Source organism: Acinetobacter sp. AND/436, assembly GCF_049546925.1.
GTDB classification, from domain to species: domain Bacteria; phylum Pseudomonadota; class Gammaproteobacteria; order Pseudomonadales; family Moraxellaceae; genus Acinetobacter; species Acinetobacter indicus.
Window position 1 is genome coordinate 1 of sequence record NZ_JBMXBO010000020.1, and the last position, 16,320, is coordinate 16,320.

Annotated in this window: 16 protein-coding genes; 8 read left to right on the plus strand and 8 right to left on the minus strand. The window is 46.9% G+C overall.

The window, feature by feature from the left end; genetic code table 11:
- Window positions 1-31: 31 nt before the first annotated feature.
- The 4 genes from gyrB to dnaA form a co-directional block, all read right to left on the minus strand.
- On the minus strand, window positions 32-2,500 hold the full coding sequence (gyrB, locus tag ACPEPR_RS12745) for a DNA topoisomerase (ATP-hydrolyzing) subunit B (RefSeq protein ID WP_104511524.1): 2,469 nt from the start codon (window positions 2,498-2,500) through the stop codon (window positions 32-34).
- A 42-nt stretch (window positions 2,501-2,542) separates the two neighbouring features.
- Entirely contained in the window at window positions 2,543-3,625 is a 1,083-nt protein-coding gene (gene recF / locus ACPEPR_RS12750; protein WP_005181126.1) for a DNA replication/repair protein RecF, read from the minus strand.
- A 24-nt stretch (window positions 3,626-3,649) separates the two neighbouring features.
- Complete coding sequence (gene dnaN / locus ACPEPR_RS12755) at window positions 3,650-4,798, minus strand: DNA polymerase III subunit beta (protein WP_005181124.1); 1,149 nt, start codon at window positions 4,796-4,798, stop codon at window positions 3,650-3,652.
- A gap of 110 nt (window positions 4,799-4,908) precedes the next feature.
- Window positions 4,909-6,288 (minus strand): chromosomal replication initiator protein DnaA, encoded by a 1,380-nt coding sequence (dnaA, locus tag ACPEPR_RS12760; RefSeq protein WP_005181121.1) that lies wholly within the window; start codon window positions 6,286-6,288, stop codon window positions 4,909-4,911.
- A gap of 660 nt (window positions 6,289-6,948) precedes the next feature.
- Here dnaA and rpmH point away from each other — a divergent pair.
- The 6 genes from rpmH to ACPEPR_RS12790 all read left to right on the plus strand — a co-directional run bounded on the left by rpmH (window position 6,949) and on the right by ACPEPR_RS12790 (window position 11,671).
- The gene (gene rpmH / locus ACPEPR_RS12765; RefSeq protein WP_000831329.1) at window positions 6,949-7,083 is read left to right on the plus strand and encodes a 50S ribosomal protein L34; all 135 of its coding nucleotides are present in this window, start codon (window positions 6,949-6,951) and stop codon (window positions 7,081-7,083) included.
- A gap of 28 nt (window positions 7,084-7,111) precedes the next feature.
- The gene (gene rnpA, locus ACPEPR_RS12770) at window positions 7,112-7,504 is read left to right on the plus strand and encodes a ribonuclease P protein component (RefSeq protein WP_005181120.1); all 393 of its coding nucleotides are present in this window, start codon (window positions 7,112-7,114) and stop codon (window positions 7,502-7,504) included.
- A gap of 9 nt (window positions 7,505-7,513) precedes the next feature.
- Window positions 7,514-7,834 carry a membrane protein insertion efficiency factor YidD gene (gene yidD / locus ACPEPR_RS12775; protein WP_045795963.1) on the plus strand — a complete coding sequence of 107 codons (321 nt, stop codon included), beginning with the start codon at window positions 7,514-7,516 and terminating at the stop codon, window positions 7,832-7,834.
- A 5-nt stretch (window positions 7,835-7,839) separates the two neighbouring features.
- Window positions 7,840-9,609 (plus strand): membrane protein insertase YidC, encoded by a 1,770-nt coding sequence (gene yidC, locus ACPEPR_RS12780; protein ID WP_005181113.1) that lies wholly within the window; start codon window positions 7,840-7,842, stop codon window positions 9,607-9,609.
- Window positions 9,610-9,704: 95 nt separating this feature from the next.
- Complete coding sequence (mnmE, locus tag ACPEPR_RS12785; protein ID WP_168382786.1) at window positions 9,705-11,060, plus strand: tRNA uridine-5-carboxymethylaminomethyl(34) synthesis GTPase MnmE; 1,356 nt, start codon at window positions 9,705-9,707, stop codon at window positions 11,058-11,060.
- A 275-nt stretch (window positions 11,061-11,335) separates the two neighbouring features.
- Window positions 11,336-11,671 (plus strand): DUF1622 domain-containing protein, encoded by a 336-nt coding sequence (locus tag ACPEPR_RS12790; protein WP_005181102.1) that lies wholly within the window; start codon window positions 11,336-11,338, stop codon window positions 11,669-11,671.
- 117 nt (window positions 11,672-11,788) lie between these two features.
- Here ACPEPR_RS12790 and ACPEPR_RS12795 read toward each other — a convergent pair whose 3' ends face one another.
- Together ACPEPR_RS12795 and ACPEPR_RS12800 are read right to left on the minus strand one after the other, a co-directional pair.
- Entirely contained in the window at window positions 11,789-12,931 is a 1,143-nt protein-coding gene (locus ACPEPR_RS12795; RefSeq protein ID WP_005181100.1) for an MFS transporter, read from the minus strand.
- Window positions 12,932-13,070: 139 nt separating this feature from the next.
- Complete coding sequence (locus ACPEPR_RS12800) at window positions 13,071-13,337, minus strand: metal/formaldehyde-sensitive transcriptional repressor (protein ID WP_005181098.1); 267 nt, start codon at window positions 13,335-13,337, stop codon at window positions 13,071-13,073.
- A 54-nt stretch (window positions 13,338-13,391) separates the two neighbouring features.
- On the opposite strand from ACPEPR_RS12800, the gene dmeF reads away from it, so the two are divergent.
- Together dmeF and ACPEPR_RS12810 are read left to right on the plus strand one after the other, a co-directional pair.
- Entirely contained in the window at window positions 13,392-14,387 is a 996-nt protein-coding gene (gene dmeF / locus ACPEPR_RS12805; RefSeq protein WP_423562514.1) for a CDF family Co(II)/Ni(II) efflux transporter DmeF, read from the plus strand.
- Window positions 14,388-14,477: 90 nt separating this feature from the next.
- Complete coding sequence (locus tag ACPEPR_RS12810; protein ID WP_104499335.1) at window positions 14,478-15,179, plus strand: DsbC family protein; 702 nt, start codon at window positions 14,478-14,480, stop codon at window positions 15,177-15,179.
- Window positions 15,180-15,251: 72 nt separating this feature from the next.
- Here ACPEPR_RS12810 and ACPEPR_RS12815 read toward each other — a convergent pair whose 3' ends face one another.
- Together ACPEPR_RS12815 and hpt are read right to left on the minus strand one after the other, a co-directional pair.
- Window positions 15,252-15,512, minus strand: a complete 261-nt coding sequence (locus ACPEPR_RS12815) for a GlsB/YeaQ/YmgE family stress response membrane protein (RefSeq protein WP_005181091.1) — start codon at window positions 15,510-15,512, stop codon at window positions 15,252-15,254.
- A gap of 166 nt (window positions 15,513-15,678) precedes the next feature.
- Entirely contained in the window at window positions 15,679-16,206 is a 528-nt protein-coding gene (hpt, locus tag ACPEPR_RS12820) for a hypoxanthine phosphoribosyltransferase (protein ID WP_005181088.1), read from the minus strand.
- Between the last annotated feature and the right edge of the window lie 114 nt (window positions 16,207-16,320).

Below are 16,320 nucleotides of genomic sequence, written 5' to 3' on the forward strand. Positions count from 1 at the left end.
GCCCGCAGGCGCTTTTTTTGAATCATGCCACTTAGGCATCAATATCGGCATTCAGGGCATTTTCTTCAATAAAGGCACGACGTGGTTCCACATCATCGCCCATTAAACACGAGAACATCCGGTCTGCTTCAATCGCATCTTCAATGGTCACCTGCAGCATATGACGGTTTTCCGGGTCCATGGTGGTTTCCCAGAGCTGCTCGGCGTTCATCTCGCCCAGACCTTTATAACGCTGGATCATCATGCCACGGCGTGAGTCCTGCAGAATATGCTGCCAGACCTGATGGAAGCTGTTGACCTGAATCTTGCGCTCACCTTTTTGCAAGTACGCGCCCTCTTCAATCAGGCTAAACCAGCTCTTCGAGTTCTTCAGCAAACGTGCGTACTCACCTGAACCGAGTAAACCGGCATCCAGCAAATAGGCATGTGGCAGGTTATGTACATAAATAGTAATACGTGGCCAGTAAATCGCAGACTTCTGTCCTTCCGCATCTTCTTTGTCAAAGGTTTCGATGCTGAGTTCAGGACGTAAACTGCTTTGAGTGGCCGCGATATAGGCACACAGCTGCTCACCCCAAGCCTGTACATAATCCAGATCATGCGCCTGATCCAGCTTGAACGCCTCTTGCGCCAGCAAACCATCTAACAGGCTGGCTGGATAACGCAAGGTTAAACGGCTCAGGCTCTTTTGCGAGGTCTGGTAATCGGCAATCACCGAAGCCAGTGCTTCACCACGAATCGCCGGTGCATCTGCACTGACATGTAGGGCCAGTTCATCAATGGCATTGGAAATCAGATAGGTTTCCAGCGCTTCATTGTCTTTAATGTACTGTTCCTGCTTGCCTTTTTTCAGCTTGTACAGCGGTGGCTGGGCAATATAGATATGACCACGTTCCACCAGCTCCGGCATTTGACGGAAGAAGAACGTCAGCAGCAAGGTACGGATGTGCGAACCATCGACGTCGGCATCGGTCATGATAATGATTTTGTGATAACGCAGCTTGTCCGGGTTATATTCTTCACGACCAATTCCGCAGCCCAGTGCAGTAATCAAGGTGCCGACTTCTGCCGATGAAATCATCTTGTCAAAACGGGCACGTTCCACGTTCAGGATTTTACCTTTTAGCGGTAAAATCGCCTGCATTTTACGGTTACGGCCTTGCTTGGCTGAACCACCCGCAGAGTCACCCTCGACCAGATACAGTTCAGATAAAGCCGGATCTTTTTCCTGACAGTCAGCCAATTTACCAGGCAAACCTGCAATATCCAAAGCACTCTTACGACGGGTCATTTCACGGGCTTTACGCGCCGCATCACGGGCACGCGCTGCATCAATAATTTTACCCGCAATGGATTTTGCCGCTTGTGGATTTTCCAATAAATATTCAGAGAAAGATTTATTCATGGCCTGCTCAACAGCAGGCTTCACTTCACTCGATACCAATTTTTCTTTGGTCTGTGATGAGAATTTTGGATCTGGCACTTTGACCGACACAATCGCGGTTAAACCTTCACGTGCATCATCACCCGACACCACGACTTTTTCTTTTTTCAGGATATTTTCGCTTTCCATGTAGTTGTTTAACCCACGGGTTAGCGCAGCACGGAAGCCTGCCAAGTGCGTTCCACCGTCTTTTTGTGGAATGTTATTGGTAAAGCAACGTACGTTTTCCTGATAGGAATCATTCCACTGCAAAGCAACTTCTACGGTAATTCCGTTTTCAGCCTGTGTCGTGAAATGGAAAATTTCATTCAGATGGGTTTTGCCTGCATTGATATATTTCACAAATTCAGACAAACCACCTTCATAGTCAAAAATATGTTCTAAATTGACACGTTCATCACGCAATACAATACGCACGCCCGCGTTTAAGAAAGACAATTCACGCAATCGGCGTGCCAAAATATCCACATTAAAAATGGTTTGGCTAAAGGTTTCAGCACTTGGCCAGAAACGAACCATGGTTCCGGTCTCTTCTGTTTCACCAACCACAGTTAATGGATATTGCGGATCACCATGACGGTATTCCTGCTGATGAATCTGACCGGCACGTTTAATGGTCAGTTCCAGTTTGCTCGACAGGGCGTTTACCACCGATACCCCGACCCCGTGCAGACCGCCCGACACTTTATAACTGTTGTCGTCGAACTTACCGCCGGCGTGCAGGATGGTCAGAATCACCTCGGCAGCCGATACGCCTTCTTCCGGGTGAATGTCGGTTGGAATGCCGCGACCGTTATCGGCCACAGATACCGATTCATCTTCATGAATAGTGACTAGAATCTCGTCACAATGGCCGGCAAGCGCTTCGTCAATCGCGTTATCGACCACCTCGAACACCATGTGGTGCAAACCGGTACCATCATCTGTATCACCGATATACATGCCCGGGCGTTTACGAACAGCATCTAGGCCACGTAATACTTTGATACTAGAGGAATCATAAGCCTTTTCATTGGTTTGTTCTGTTTGAGTGGCAGATTGATCTTCTGAACTCATGGTTTCTCCCTAGTAAAAACTGGTCTATCCAAAGATAAAAAACTATTGCACAACAACTTGAACAGTACCGTTTTCAACATTGAATAATTGATAGGAAATAGACAAATCATGTAAGTGATTCTGCACTGATTCATGGTCTAAGGTGGTAATAAAAACTTGACTACCAAGTTGGCTCAATCGCTCAATTAAACGTCGTTGTGCGGTTAAATCTAATTCTGCTGTCAGATCATCTAATAATACCACAGTTTCCTTATTGCACGCATGCAGCATTGCAATCTGTGACAGTTTTAAAGCCATGATCAATAACTTTTTTTGTCCGCGTGACAGCACCACATCGGCATCGCCCGTCGCTGTTTTTAAACGTAAATCTGCGCGATGCGGTCCATATTCGGTATAGCGGCGTTCCACATCTTTCTGATGATGATTGACCAAATCGCTCATCAAGCCCGGTTCCGGATGAAATCCGGGATGGTATTCCAGGCGAATATTTAAATCGGGCAACAGCTGCTGTAAATCCTGCTGAAAATAATGCTGCCACTGCTCGATAATACTGTAGCGTTGCAGATGCAGCATTTCACCATACTGGCTCAGCATCTGGTTCCACGGTTCCAGCTCGGCCAGGCTTAAATGACGCCGGGTTTTTAGTAAGCTGTTACGCTGTTTTAAGGCCCGCGAATAGTATTGCCAGGCATGATAAAACTCTGGTTCCACGTGGAACATCATCCAGTCCAGCAACTGCCGGCGCGGTTTGGCGCCGTGGTCGATAATATCGGTACTTTGCGGATCAATCAGTTGTAGCGGCAGCAGTTTGGCCAGCTGCCCCTGGGTGGCAATATGATCACCATTGACCTTAATCAGTTGTTCCCCAGACAGCAGTTTTTGCATGCCGATTTTTTCGGTGGGCGACTGGGCAAATACAATCGCATCTTGGGCATCATGCTGAATATAGTTTTTGGGGATATGGGTACGGAAGGAACGACCGGTGGCTAGTAAATGAATGGCTTCCAGAATCGAGGTTTTACCGGAGCCATTGGCACCATAAAAGACATTAAACGGCTGCAACCCGACGAGTGCAACCGCTTTTAAGTTTCGAACACGTTCTATATTTAAACGCGTAATATGCATAATCGTGTCAGATCACATACAAGCTTAGACACGCATCGGCATCACAACATAGGTTTGATCTTGCTGCGCTGGGTCTTGCACCAGTACCGACTGGTTGGCTTCGGTCATGGTCATCGCCACATCATCACCATCCAGTGCACCTAATACATCCAGCAGATATTGAGCATTGAACGACATTTCCAGCGGTGCATTGTTGTATTGCACGGCCAGGTCTTCAATCGCTTCATCCTGCTCCGGGTTGTTGGCGCGTAATTGCAGTGAATCTGCATTAAAGTTCAGGAATACGCCGCGTAATTTTTCATTACTTAAAATCGCCACACGCTGTAACGACTGCTTGAACACGTCATGTGCAATCATCACCACTTTATCACCACCACGTGGAATCACACGGCGGTAATCCGGGAATTTACCGTCAATTAACTTGGTGGTGAAACGTACGGTAATATCGCCCTGCTCTTTGTCACGGCTCGGCACGGAAATGGTTACATTTAACAGTTCACGGCCAATTAACAAAGACAATTGCTCATCTTCAATACTCAGCAAACGCTGTAATTCACCCACAGCTTTACGTGGCACAATCGCCTGAATCGGTTGTGTCGCATTTGAAGAGGCACCCGTTTCACATAATGCCAAACGGTGGCCATCGGTAGTCACAGCGCGCAGCTGTTTTTCATCAATTTCCAGCAAGGTGCCGGTCAAATAGAAACGTACATCCTGCACCGCCATGGCAAAGGCAGTTTTTTCAAATAAACGTTTTAATTCACGCTGGGTCACCGCTACCTGTGTGCCTTGAGTATTTTCAGTGGCCAATAACGGATAATCTTCGGCTGGTAAAGTCCCCAACACGAAACGGCTGTTGCCCGATTTTAAAATACAGCGCTGATCTTCAGTAATCTGCAGGTCAATTAAAGCCGCAGTCGGCAAAGATTTACAGATATCCATCAGTTTACGTGCCGGCACCGTGGTCTCACCCGCCTGTAAACATGCACCTTCAGCCAGAACCGTACTGGCCACCAGCTCCACTTCCAGATCGGAACCGGTAATGGTCAGTGCCTGTTCGGTCACCTGAACTTTCACGTTAGATAAAATGTTTAACGTATGGCGACGTTCAACCGCTCCTACAACATGTGATAGAACATTGAGTAAGCTTTCTTTGGCGATTTTTAAACGCACGGTACATTCCTCTAACAACTGAAGATGATGAAGATAAAAATTAATTTTTTAGCAGTGTACTATGCGGCAGAATATGCCGCATTGCAAGAACAGAATTTGACCAAACCGGCCTAACTTTGCAACAGGCGTTGCAGGTTTTTATAGTCCTCGTTGAAGATTGGATCTTCTTCGCGCAGGCTTTGTACTTTCTCGCAGGCATGCATCACGGTACTGTGGTCACGACCACCAAAAGCCATGCCAATTTCAGGGAAACTGTCCCCGGTCAGTTCACGGGCCAGCCCCATCGCCAGCTGCCGCGGACGGGCATAAATCCGGGTACGTTTTGGCCCGACCAATTCTTTGAGTGGGATACGGAAATATTCACTGACCACACGCTGGATATTTTCGGTACTGATGGTACGCGCACGAATCGCCAGCACATCTTTTAGAGATTCACGCACCACATCCAGATCAATCGCGGTGCCTTTAAAACGGGAAATCGCGACCACCTTATTTAAGGCGCCTTCCAGTTCACGCACGTTGGCGACCACCTGCTGGGCAATAAACAAGGCACAGTTGCGCGGTAAATCGACGCCACTGCTTTCGGCTTTCTTTAATAGAATTTCAATCCGGGTTTCAATATCGGGCGGTTCTACCCCCACCGACAGGCCCCAGGAAAAACGCGATACCAGACGTGGGTCCAGTTCGGTCAGTTCTTTTGGATAACGGTCCGACGTCAGAATAATCTGCTTGGATTCATCCAATAAGGCATTAAAGGTATAGAAAAACTCCACCAGACTGGCTTCTTTACCGGCCAGCAAATGAATGTCATCCACCAAGAGCAGATCGAGTGAACGGCAATTTTTCTTGAATTCTTCAACCTTGCCCTGCTGTAGCGAGCTAACAAAGTCATGTACAAAGCTTTCAGCAGTCATATACATGACCCGGGCATTCGGCTTGGCCTGCAACAAGGCATTCCCCACCGCTTGCATCAAGTGGGTTTTACCCAGACCGGTCGGGCCATATAAAAATAGCGGGTTATGTTGTGAGGCGCCCAGATGGGTCAATACTTTACGGCAGGTTTCTGCCGCCATCTGGTTAGAACGACCTTCTACAAATAAAGAAAAGGTAAATAAAGGGTTTAACTGACGCTTGCGGCTGTTTTTGCTGCCACTCTCTTCTTTGTCCTTTTTTGGACGGCTGACCGGTGCCGGTGCTGACTCTAAAGCAGCGGTGGTGGTCGCTGGCTGTTCACTGGCCGATAAAATGGCGCCCGGACGGGAATCGACCAGGATTTCAACTTTACGTACCCGTCCTTCAGACAGTTGTTCGGCCAGAATCGTGATCAGCTCAAGATGATGTTCCTGAATATAGCGGGTCCAATACGGGTTCGGTGCATATAAACGTAAAGTATCTTCTGATTCTTCTGCAACTAATGGGCGAATCCACATCGTAAAGACATTCCCAGAGAGCTCTTGTCGCAAGCGATTTAAGCAGTCCGTCCAAAGCATGTGAAAACCCCTATTTATTCCATTTTAAATTTAAAACGCATTCGTCCGCTGCAAGCGGGTCGCCATTCTAACCAAGTTATCCACATCTGTCATGAGAAATTGAGCGAATTTAGCCAAAAAACAAACATCAAGATCTAAATTTAAATTTAAAAGCTGGTGTGGATAAGTTTATCCGCAAGCTGTGGATAAAATATAGCATAAAGTTATCCACAATGTATTAAAAATATAAAAACACAGTTATCCACATGCAAAGTCTATGTTTTTTAAATTTAAAAATTGCTTTTCCACATAAAAAAGCCGCCCTAATAAGAATAAATTTAAATTTATAAATTTGAATTTATATATTAGAGCGTGCTCGGATGTGGATAAACTGAAAATAAATTTAAATTCGAATTTAAACCTGCAGAGAATAAATTTATTCACATGGTCTTGTGGATAATTATGTGAATAATATTGTTTATAACTTATTTTGTATTTTTTAACAATAGGATAGCTTGTGAATAAGCCAGAATATGTACAATTGCCTATTCCTGGATAAACTTAAGGCCTTTTATAAAAATTAGGCTTATTTAAAGGAAAACCGTGTTTTTGATTGACAGCTCAAGCAATGAGCACTAAAATCGCGGACCTTTATAGAAAGATCATTTTTGGAGTTTCGACATGAAACGTACATTCCAACCATCTGAATTAAAGCGTAAACGCGTTCATGGTTTCCGTGCTCGTATGGCTACTAAAGCTGGTCGTCAAGTATTAGCTCGCCGTCGTGCAAAAGGTCGTCACAGCTTAACTGTTTAATCAGTCACGCTGTATCGACTTGGGTGTTATGACATCACTTTATGGCTTCAGCACAGAGCTTCGTATACGCTGTGCTGCCGATTATAAAGATGTGTTTGATGGTGCGCTTTTTAAAGTGCATCAACCCCATTTCTTATTTCTGGCAAAACCGTCCGAACTGCTGAACAGCCGTTTGGGTATTGTTGTTGCCAAGAAAAAAGTGCGTCGTGCACACGAAAGAAATCGAGTAAAACGACTTGCTCGCGAAAGTTTTCGCCTGCATCAACAGCAATTGGCTGTACTGGATATTGTGGTGATGCCCAAAATGGGGATTGAAACAGTGCCAAATGCAGAGTTACATCAGCAATTACAATTTGCTTGGCAGAAATTGCACCGCCTTGCCAAAAAGCATTCTAAAATAGCTCCCTCCCCACATCAGTAGAGATGACCAATGGTACGTTTACTGCATTGGTTGATTCGTTTCTATCAGATTGCGATTAGTCCGCTTCTTGGACCACGTTGTCGCTATATTCCAACCTGTTCTCAATATGCCCTGGAAGCAGTCCAGATCCATGGGGCCGGACGTGGTGTGTGGCTGGCGACTAGACGTATCTGTCGTTGTCATCCGTGGGGTGGTTCGGGCTATGACCCTGTACCGGCCAAAGCAATTCGTTTTATTTCATTTCAGCAAATAGATTCTCAAACGGGTCACATTGCTGTACCCTTTCGTGAACGTTTATTGAACCAAAATCACTCTAACCACTTGGGGTAATAGATATGCAACAATGGGCCAGGATTGCAATTCTCGGGGCCATGTTTGTTGTCGCTTATTTGCTCATTTTGGCTTGGCAAAAAGATTATGGAAATGCTGAAACCCAACCACAGCAACAGGCTGCGGTGGTTTCACATGAAGTGTCTGCAGATTTGCCAAATGGCCAAACCGCTACAGCAGCTTCTGATGTACCGCAGGCAAATATTTCAGCGCAGCAGACTCAAACCACAGATGCCACTGCACCTGTAAGTCAGCAGCTTATTTCAGTACAAACTGACCTTTATCATCTTTGGATCAATCCAAAAGGTGGTGATATTGTTCGTGTTGAATTACTCAATCATGACAAAAATAAAGACAGTGATGCACCGTTTGTAATGCTTGAAAGCGATGACAAACGTACCTATGTCGCTCAGTCAGGCCTGATTGGTCTGAATGGACCAGACAGCAGCCGTAATGGTCGTCCAAGCTATGAAGTTGAAAAATTAAGCTATAGCCTGGAAGATGCCAAAGCCGTTCAGAATCAGGACGGTGAAGCGGTGAAAGTGTTAAATGTACCAATGGTGTACAAAACTGCTGACGGTGTAGAAATTATCAAGACCTTCAGCTTCAAGCAAGGCGAATATCCGATTGTGGTCAACCACAAAGTGGTGAACCGCAGTGGCCAGAACTGGCAAGGTCAAATGTTTGGTCAGATCAAACGTGATAACTCGGATGATCCGGGTAAATCGGACCAGGGCATCTTCACTTTGGGTACCTTCCTGGGCGGCGCTTGGGGGACACCGGATGAACACTACAACAAGCTGAAATTCGACAACTTCACTGAAGAAAAACTGAATGTTGAAGCGACTGGCGGCTGGGTTGCGGTGGTGCAGCACTACTTCGTGAGTGCATGGGTGCCGGGTAACCTGAAACTGACCCAGGCCGATGGCCAACCGTATAGCGCCAAGCTGGAATCGCGTAAATCAGGCGATAATATGAATATTATCGGCTTTACTTCGCCAACCATTAATGTACCGGCAGGTACAGTGGCAGAAGTCGATGCGACCTTCTATAGCGGTCCAAAAATCCAGTCAGAGCTGAAAGATCTGGCCACTGGTCTGAATCAGACTGTGGATTATGGCTGGTTATGGCCAATTGCCAAACTGCTGTTTGTAGGCTTGGAATTCTTCCACGGCTTAGTGGGTAACTGGGGCTGGGCAATTATTCTGTTGACTATTCTGGTGAAGCTGATTCTGTGGCCATTATCGTCGAAGAGCTACCGTTCTATGGCGAAAATGCGTGTGATTGCACCTGAAATGCAGCGCATGAAAGAAGAGTTCGGTGAAGACCGGATGCGCTTCTCGCAAGAGATGATGGCCCTGTACAAACGTGAACAGGTCAATCCGCTGGCCGGCTGTTTACCGCTGTTACTGCAAATGCCAATCTTCCTGGCCCTGTACTGGGTACTGATGGAATCTGTAGAGCTGCGTCATGCGCCATGGTTACTCTGGATTCAGGATTTATCGGCAATGGACCCTTGGTTTATCTTGCCGCTGATCATGGGTGCGACCATGTATATTCAGCAAATGCTGAACCCGCAGCCGACCGATCCTATGCAGGCTAAAGTCTTCCGCATTATGCCGGTCATCTTTACCGTATTCCTGCTGTTCTTCCCGGCGGGTCTGGTGTTGTACTGGATTGTCAACAACCTGATCACCATCTTGCAGCAAGGCCTGATCAACAAATCTGTTGAGAAAGACCGTGCCAAACGTGATGAAGCGACCCCAGTCAACTAAGTTGTACTGACGAGCTGAATAAATCCGCTTAAGATGATACTCTTAGGCGGATTTTTTTTGGCCCGACTTTAAGCATTGCAACAGGTGAATTTATGCTGACCCAAACCACAACAATTGCTGCGATTGCCACTCCACCCGGGCGTGGCGGTGTGGGGGTGATTCGCCTGTCTGGTCCTAAATCCTATGCCATTGCTGAAGCCTTAACCCAAAAGCAGCTGCCGAAAGCCCGTTTTGCCGGCTTCCGTCAGTTTTATGAGGCTAGCGGTGAGGTGATGGATGAAGGTTTGGTGATTTGTTTCCCTAATCCAAACTCCTTTACCGGTGAAGACGTGGTGGAACTGCAAGGTCATGGTGGCCCGGTCATTCAAAATGCCCTGCTGGCACGTTTACTGGAACTCGGCGCGACCGCAGCCAAAGCGGGTGAATTTTCCATGCGCGCCTTTGAAAATGGCAAGCTTGATCTGGTACAGGCTGAAGCGATTGCCGACCTGATTGACGCCACTTCGCAGGCCGCAGCACGTTCAGCGGTACGTTCTTTACAAGGTGCATTTTCAACCAAGGTCAATACGGTTTTAGAAAAACTGATTCATCTGCGTTTGCATGTGGAAGCAGCGATTGATTTTCCGGAAGAAGAAATTGATTTTCTGGCCGATGGCAAAATTCTGGCCCTACTGGATGATGTTGCCAGTTCAGTCACCGCGGTACAGCAATCGGCACGTCAGGGACAATTATTACGTGAAGGCTTGCAGGTGGTGATTGCCGGTAAACCGAATGCCGGAAAATCATCTTTACTGAATGCTTTAGCTGGGATTGAACGGGCGATTGTGACCGATATTGCCGGTACCACCCGTGATGTGCTGCATGAAAAAATCACCTTAAATGGCTTGCCGATTACCCTAACCGATACCGCCGGTTTACGGGAAACCGGTGATGTGGTGGAAAAAGAAGGCATCCGCCGCGCGATTAAAGAAATTGAACAGGCCGATTTATTGCTGCTGGTCTATGACCTGAGTCAGGGTGAAGATCCGCTGCAATTGGCCCAGGAATATTTTGCCGATCATCTGGAACCCAAACGTCTGATGCTGATTGGTAATAAAGCAGATTTGACTGGTGCTGAAGCCGTTATTGGTGATTATCAGGGTTTTCGTCATATTACCGTGTCGGCCAAGCAGGAAACCGGTGTTCAATCGCTCATAGATGCGATTACAGCCCATGCAGGCTTCCAGCCGGAAGAAGATACCTTCATTGCCCGAACTCGTCATTTAGACGCAATGAAGCGCACCCAGTACTATCTGGCCGAAGCGCGCGAGCAGCTGGTAGATTATCATGCCGGTGAGCTGGTGGCTGAATCCCTGCGTCTGGCGCAAAATGCCCTAGGTGAAATTACCGGAGATTTTAGTGCCGATGATCTGTTGGGTAAAATTTTCGGTTCTTTCTGTATTGGAAAATAAGCGTAGTACGCTCTGAGCTTGCTATGCATTTAAAAGCATCAGGTGTTAGCCACCTGGTGCTTTTTTATTGCTTTTTATCAGGCAATCTCGTCATTTCAGCCTAAAGGGTTTCGTATACTCTAAGGGAACAGCCTGTCACATTGTATGGGCTAGCCTATATCCCACCATCCGCCCTTCTATTGCCCGATATTCAGTCTATGATGAGTGAATAACCTACAAGTTGTTCCAATGAAATCCTGAATGCAGTTCAACAAAAACACTGCCGGAGGTGTGGCATGCTGGAGGTGGTTGATTTACGTGAGTCACTGGTTGCTTTAGTGAGTGTGCTGCAGCTGTTGCTCGAGTTTATCTCGGTGGTCTGTGTGGTGATTGGTCTGGTCAAAACCTTAATGGTGCTGGTTCAGCTAAAATCCGGCCGCAGTGCGCGCTATTGTTTTGGCAATTGGCTGGCCACTGCGCTGGAGTTTCAGCTGGCCGCGGATATTCTGGCCACCACGGTCGATCCGGATATGGACAGCCTGATCAAACTGGCGATTATTGCGGTCATTCGGACCTTTTTAAACTACTTTTTAATGAAAGAGCTGGAACATCAACCCGGTACAGAGAAATAAAACTATTCAATCATCTGGTGGATGTTGATATGGTCAGCATCTGATTGGCAGCGCAGTCTGTCCGCACCCAGGATCAGGCCGAGGGTGCCTGATCATCCCCGACTCAACAGCATTAATTTAAAAGGTTAGCACTTTACGCTGCTGCCAGATCAGGCTGAGGCAAAGCAGCCCAATCAGCATGCAGAAGCTGATAATACCCACACTTAAGCCAAAATGGTCTGATAAATAGCCCACCGCAATAATCGGTACAATGGTGCCCAGATAGGCAATAAACAGATAACTGGACATAATTGCAGCGCGGTTGTGCGGCTGACTCATCTGGTGAATCAGGCCAAAGGCGCCCAATAAGCTCAAGCCATGCCCAATTCCGACCAGCACATCACTGACAAAGAACAGCGGGCTCCATTGCAGCGACATACACAGTCCCAGCAGAAGCAGGCTGCCGAGCAGCGCATAGAGACCCCAGCGCAAGGCCGTGGCAGGCAGTACACTACGGGCAAAAAACTGGACGATGGCTGAAATAATTAAAATCGCAGAAATTGCTACACCACTGACCAGTGGTCCATGCCAAGGCAAAATATCCTGCACAAACGACGGCGACAGCGAAGCAAACAGACTAAAGCCGGCAAAGGCACAAAACGCAGCGAAACTGACCAGAAAAAAAGCAGCCTGATACGGCGCATCCGGGGTTTGTAATTTGGGATAAACCGAAAAGGGCTGCTGTTCAAAGGCAGGCTGTTTTAGCTTGAACAGGCCCAGCCCACAGAAAATGGCACTGACAATCACCGGAAGATAAGGCGTGACCAGCGGCTGCTCGGCAAACTGGGCAATTACACCGCCCAGAAATGGCCCTAAACCAAAGCCAATTGCGGTAATAATCGAGCTGAGCTGCGGCGCCAGCAGTTTATGGCTATCGGGCACTACATTCATCAGCCCCAGCATGGCAGAGGTGGTAATCAGTCCCGAAGCAATCCCAATAATAAAGCGGCCGAGGCCCAAATACAGCGCTGTCGGTGCCCAGGCTGACAGTATCAGTCCAATCGTGACCAGGGCAATACCGACCTGCAAGCTGCGGACAAAACCAAAGCGGTTACTGGTCCGTCCCAGAAACAGCAAGGTGGCCAGACAGCCGAACATATAGGCCACAAACAGATAGGTAATATGACTCGGCAGCAGCTGCCACAGCTCCTGATACAGGGGATATAAAGGGCTGGCCAGTGCGGTTCCAACGGTACCAATACACAGCGCCAGGCTGACCATTAAAAACGGCTGCCACGATTGAGCGTTTGACATGAGAGAATAAAAAAATACCTCAGCTTTTTGGCTCAGGTATCATGATATGAGAAAAGATCGTTTCAGTGTAAAGGCAGGAATTTTGTGGGTCAATCGAAAGATGGGCTTAGGTATAGCGTTTTAACAATTTTAAAAATTCATCCAGTTCGACTTCATTGACCTCGACCTCATCGCCAATGACATGATGGCGCAAATGCGATTCAATCAGCTCATTCATCAGCCCGTTAACCGCGCCTTTAATCGCAGCCACCTGCTGTAATACTTCGATACAGCTTTTTTCCGGATCATGGATGGACTGTTCCACCGCACTGATCTGACCTTGTAAACGCTTGATGCGATTTAAAACTTTTTTATCTGTATGTAAATGGCCCACACTTCACCTTAATTTCAAATATACTATGGGGGAGTATATTGGACGATTCTCCCCATGCAAAATCATGTTTCTCACCGTACCCATCACCATCAGTTTGATGAAGGCAATCCACTGGCCCAGAAGCGTATATTATATGCTGCGATATTAACCGGTGTCATGATGCTTTTAGAGATTATTGGCGGCTGGATTTTTAACTCGATGGCACTTCTGGCTGATGGCTGGCATATGAGCTCGCATATGCTGGCTTTGGGGCTGGCCTATGTGGCTTATCGGGCGGCGCGTCATTATGCCCAGGATGCCCGTTTTAGCTTTGGTACCTGGAAAATTGAGATTCTGGCCGGTTATAGTAGTGCGATTTTATTGCTGGTAGTGGCCGGTTTTATGGCGTTTCATTCGGTAGAACGCTTATTTTTCCCGGTTAATATTCATTATAACGAAGCCATTCCGATTGCGATTTTAGGCCTATTGGTCAACTTGATTTGTGCCTGGTTACTGCATGATGATGGTCACCATCACCATCACCATCACCATCACCATCACCATGAGTCGGGGCATGGACATGCGCATACACATACAGCGGGAGCATATGATTTAAACCAGAAAGCTGCGTTTATGCATGTGGTGGCCGATGCTGTGACCTCCATTTTTGCGATTGTAGCCTTAATTGCCGGCAAGTTCTGGGGCTGGGATTTTCTTGATGCGGTACTGGGTATTGTGGGTTCGATTCTGGTGGCGCGCTGGGCCTGGGGCCTGATTCAGGAAACTGGACGCACCTTGCTGGATGCCGAAATGGATCATCCGGTGGTGGAAGAAATTCGCGAGGTGATTGCCGAGCTGCCAGGAATGGTCAATATCACCGATCTGCATGTCTGGAAAGTCGGTCGTGACAAGTTTTCCTGTATTCTGGCCGTAGAAACTGAAGATGAATTAAATGCCGATCAAATCCGCACGGCCCTGTCAGTGCATGAGGAAATTGTGCATGTCTCAATTGAAATTAACTCGATTCATCCGGTTTATGTTCCACGTGAAACGTCGTTGTCGATGCTGTAGTGATTCGGTAAATTTCTCTGATAAAAGTGGAATCTTTGTCCCGATTTAAGATTAGAATCGGGCAAGGATTGATAAAGACAAGATTTCACTATGTTTAAACATGCATTCTTGCTGGCCGCGCTCGCGATGAGCTCAACGCTGGCACTGGCCAATGTCGACACCGTCAAAGCCAATTTAAAGCAGCAGCATCCAAACCTGGATATCCAGAATATTCAGGCCACTGAAATGCGCGGGATTTATAGCGGTTCAATGCAGGGTCAGGTGGTCTATCTGAATGAAGATGCCAAGCATATTCTGGCCGGTTCCATGATCCGTTTAAGCGACCAGCAGAATTTGACCAAAGCGCTGCTGGTACAACAAAACAGCATCGACTGGAAAAAACTGCCGCTACAAGATGCTTTAAAAACGGTTCGAGGGACGGGTAAACGTCAGCTTGCCATCTTTTCTGACCCAAATTGCCCGTATTGCAAACAGCTGGAAGTAGAGCTGAAAAAACTCAATGATGTCACCATTTACACCTTTATTTTACCGTTAAAGGCACAATCGGTACGCCCTTCGCAGCAGGTGTATTGTGAAGCCAATCCGGCACAGGCCTGGGAAGACCTGATTGCCAAAGGCCTTAGCCCGCGCGCGAGCCAGCCCTGTGCCAATCCGATTCAGCGTAATCTGAAACTGGCGCAAAGCCTGGGACTAAACGGTACACCAGCCATTATTTTCTCGAATGGTTTTAAGGTGATGGGCGCCTACCCTGCTGCGCAGATCGAGCAGATTTTCAAGGAATTCGGGCTCTAAGCTCAGATTGTTAAAAGTCAGATTTTAGACCATAAAAAAGCACCGGCGAATGAACGGTGCTTTTTTATTGATTTAAACGCGATGTGAGCGTTTGGAAATCATGTTATAGATAAACAGAATGATCAGCGCACCAATCACCGAGGCAATAAAGCCGGCAGCTGAGTTTTCATCATACAGACCGAGGAAGCGACCGCCGTAAGTGGCCAACAGTGAACCGGCGATCCCGAGTAAGGTGGTCATAATAAAGCCTGCTTTATCATCACCTGGATGGATGGCACGGGCGATAAGACCTGCAATAAAACCAATCACGATAGCCACAATAAGTGTCCACATCTCCTGTCTCCTTCTTGTTATGGTTTATCAAGTTGAGTTGTTGCTATTTGATTTATTTTTCAGGATTTTTGAGAGGACAAACAGTAGAGTCCTGCTACAGATTGTAGTTTTTTTGTCCGCTTTGTCGTAAAAAAAGTGGCTGAACGCCACTTTCTTTTGCGGTTGCTTACAGACCGATTTCACCAATAAACGGGATATGGCGATATTTCTGGTCATAGTCGAGGCCATAACCGACAATAAATTTGTCTTCTACTTCAAAGCCCAGGAATTTAACTTCCAGTTCAATTTCACGGCGTGACGGTTTGCTGACCAAGGTACACAGCTCAATCGAATTTGGTTCACGGGTTTGTAGAATTTCCAGTACTTTGCTCAGGGTATTGCCAGAGTCGATAATATCTTCTACCACCAGCACATCTTTGCCACGAATTTCGCCGTCGAGGTCTTTCAGGATTTTTACATCACGCGAAGACACAGTACTGCCGCCATAACTTGAAACGGTCATAAAGTCCAGTTCATGCGGTTTTTCAATGGTCCGGCATAAATCGGCCATAAACAGCACAGAACCACGCAGTAAACCGATTAACACCAGTTCCTTGTCACTGTTGGCGTAGTGCGCATTAATCTGTTTACCAAGTTCTTGAACTTTCGCATGAATTTCTTCAGCAGAAATCAATACTTTCATATCAACGGTCATGGGTAGATCCCTAAAAGAGCAAAAAATAAAAAAGGTGTTGACCTGCAACACCCCAAAATATGCCTTAATTTTAATACATCTTGCGGTCAGATGCATCCTCTTTGCTGTCTAAAA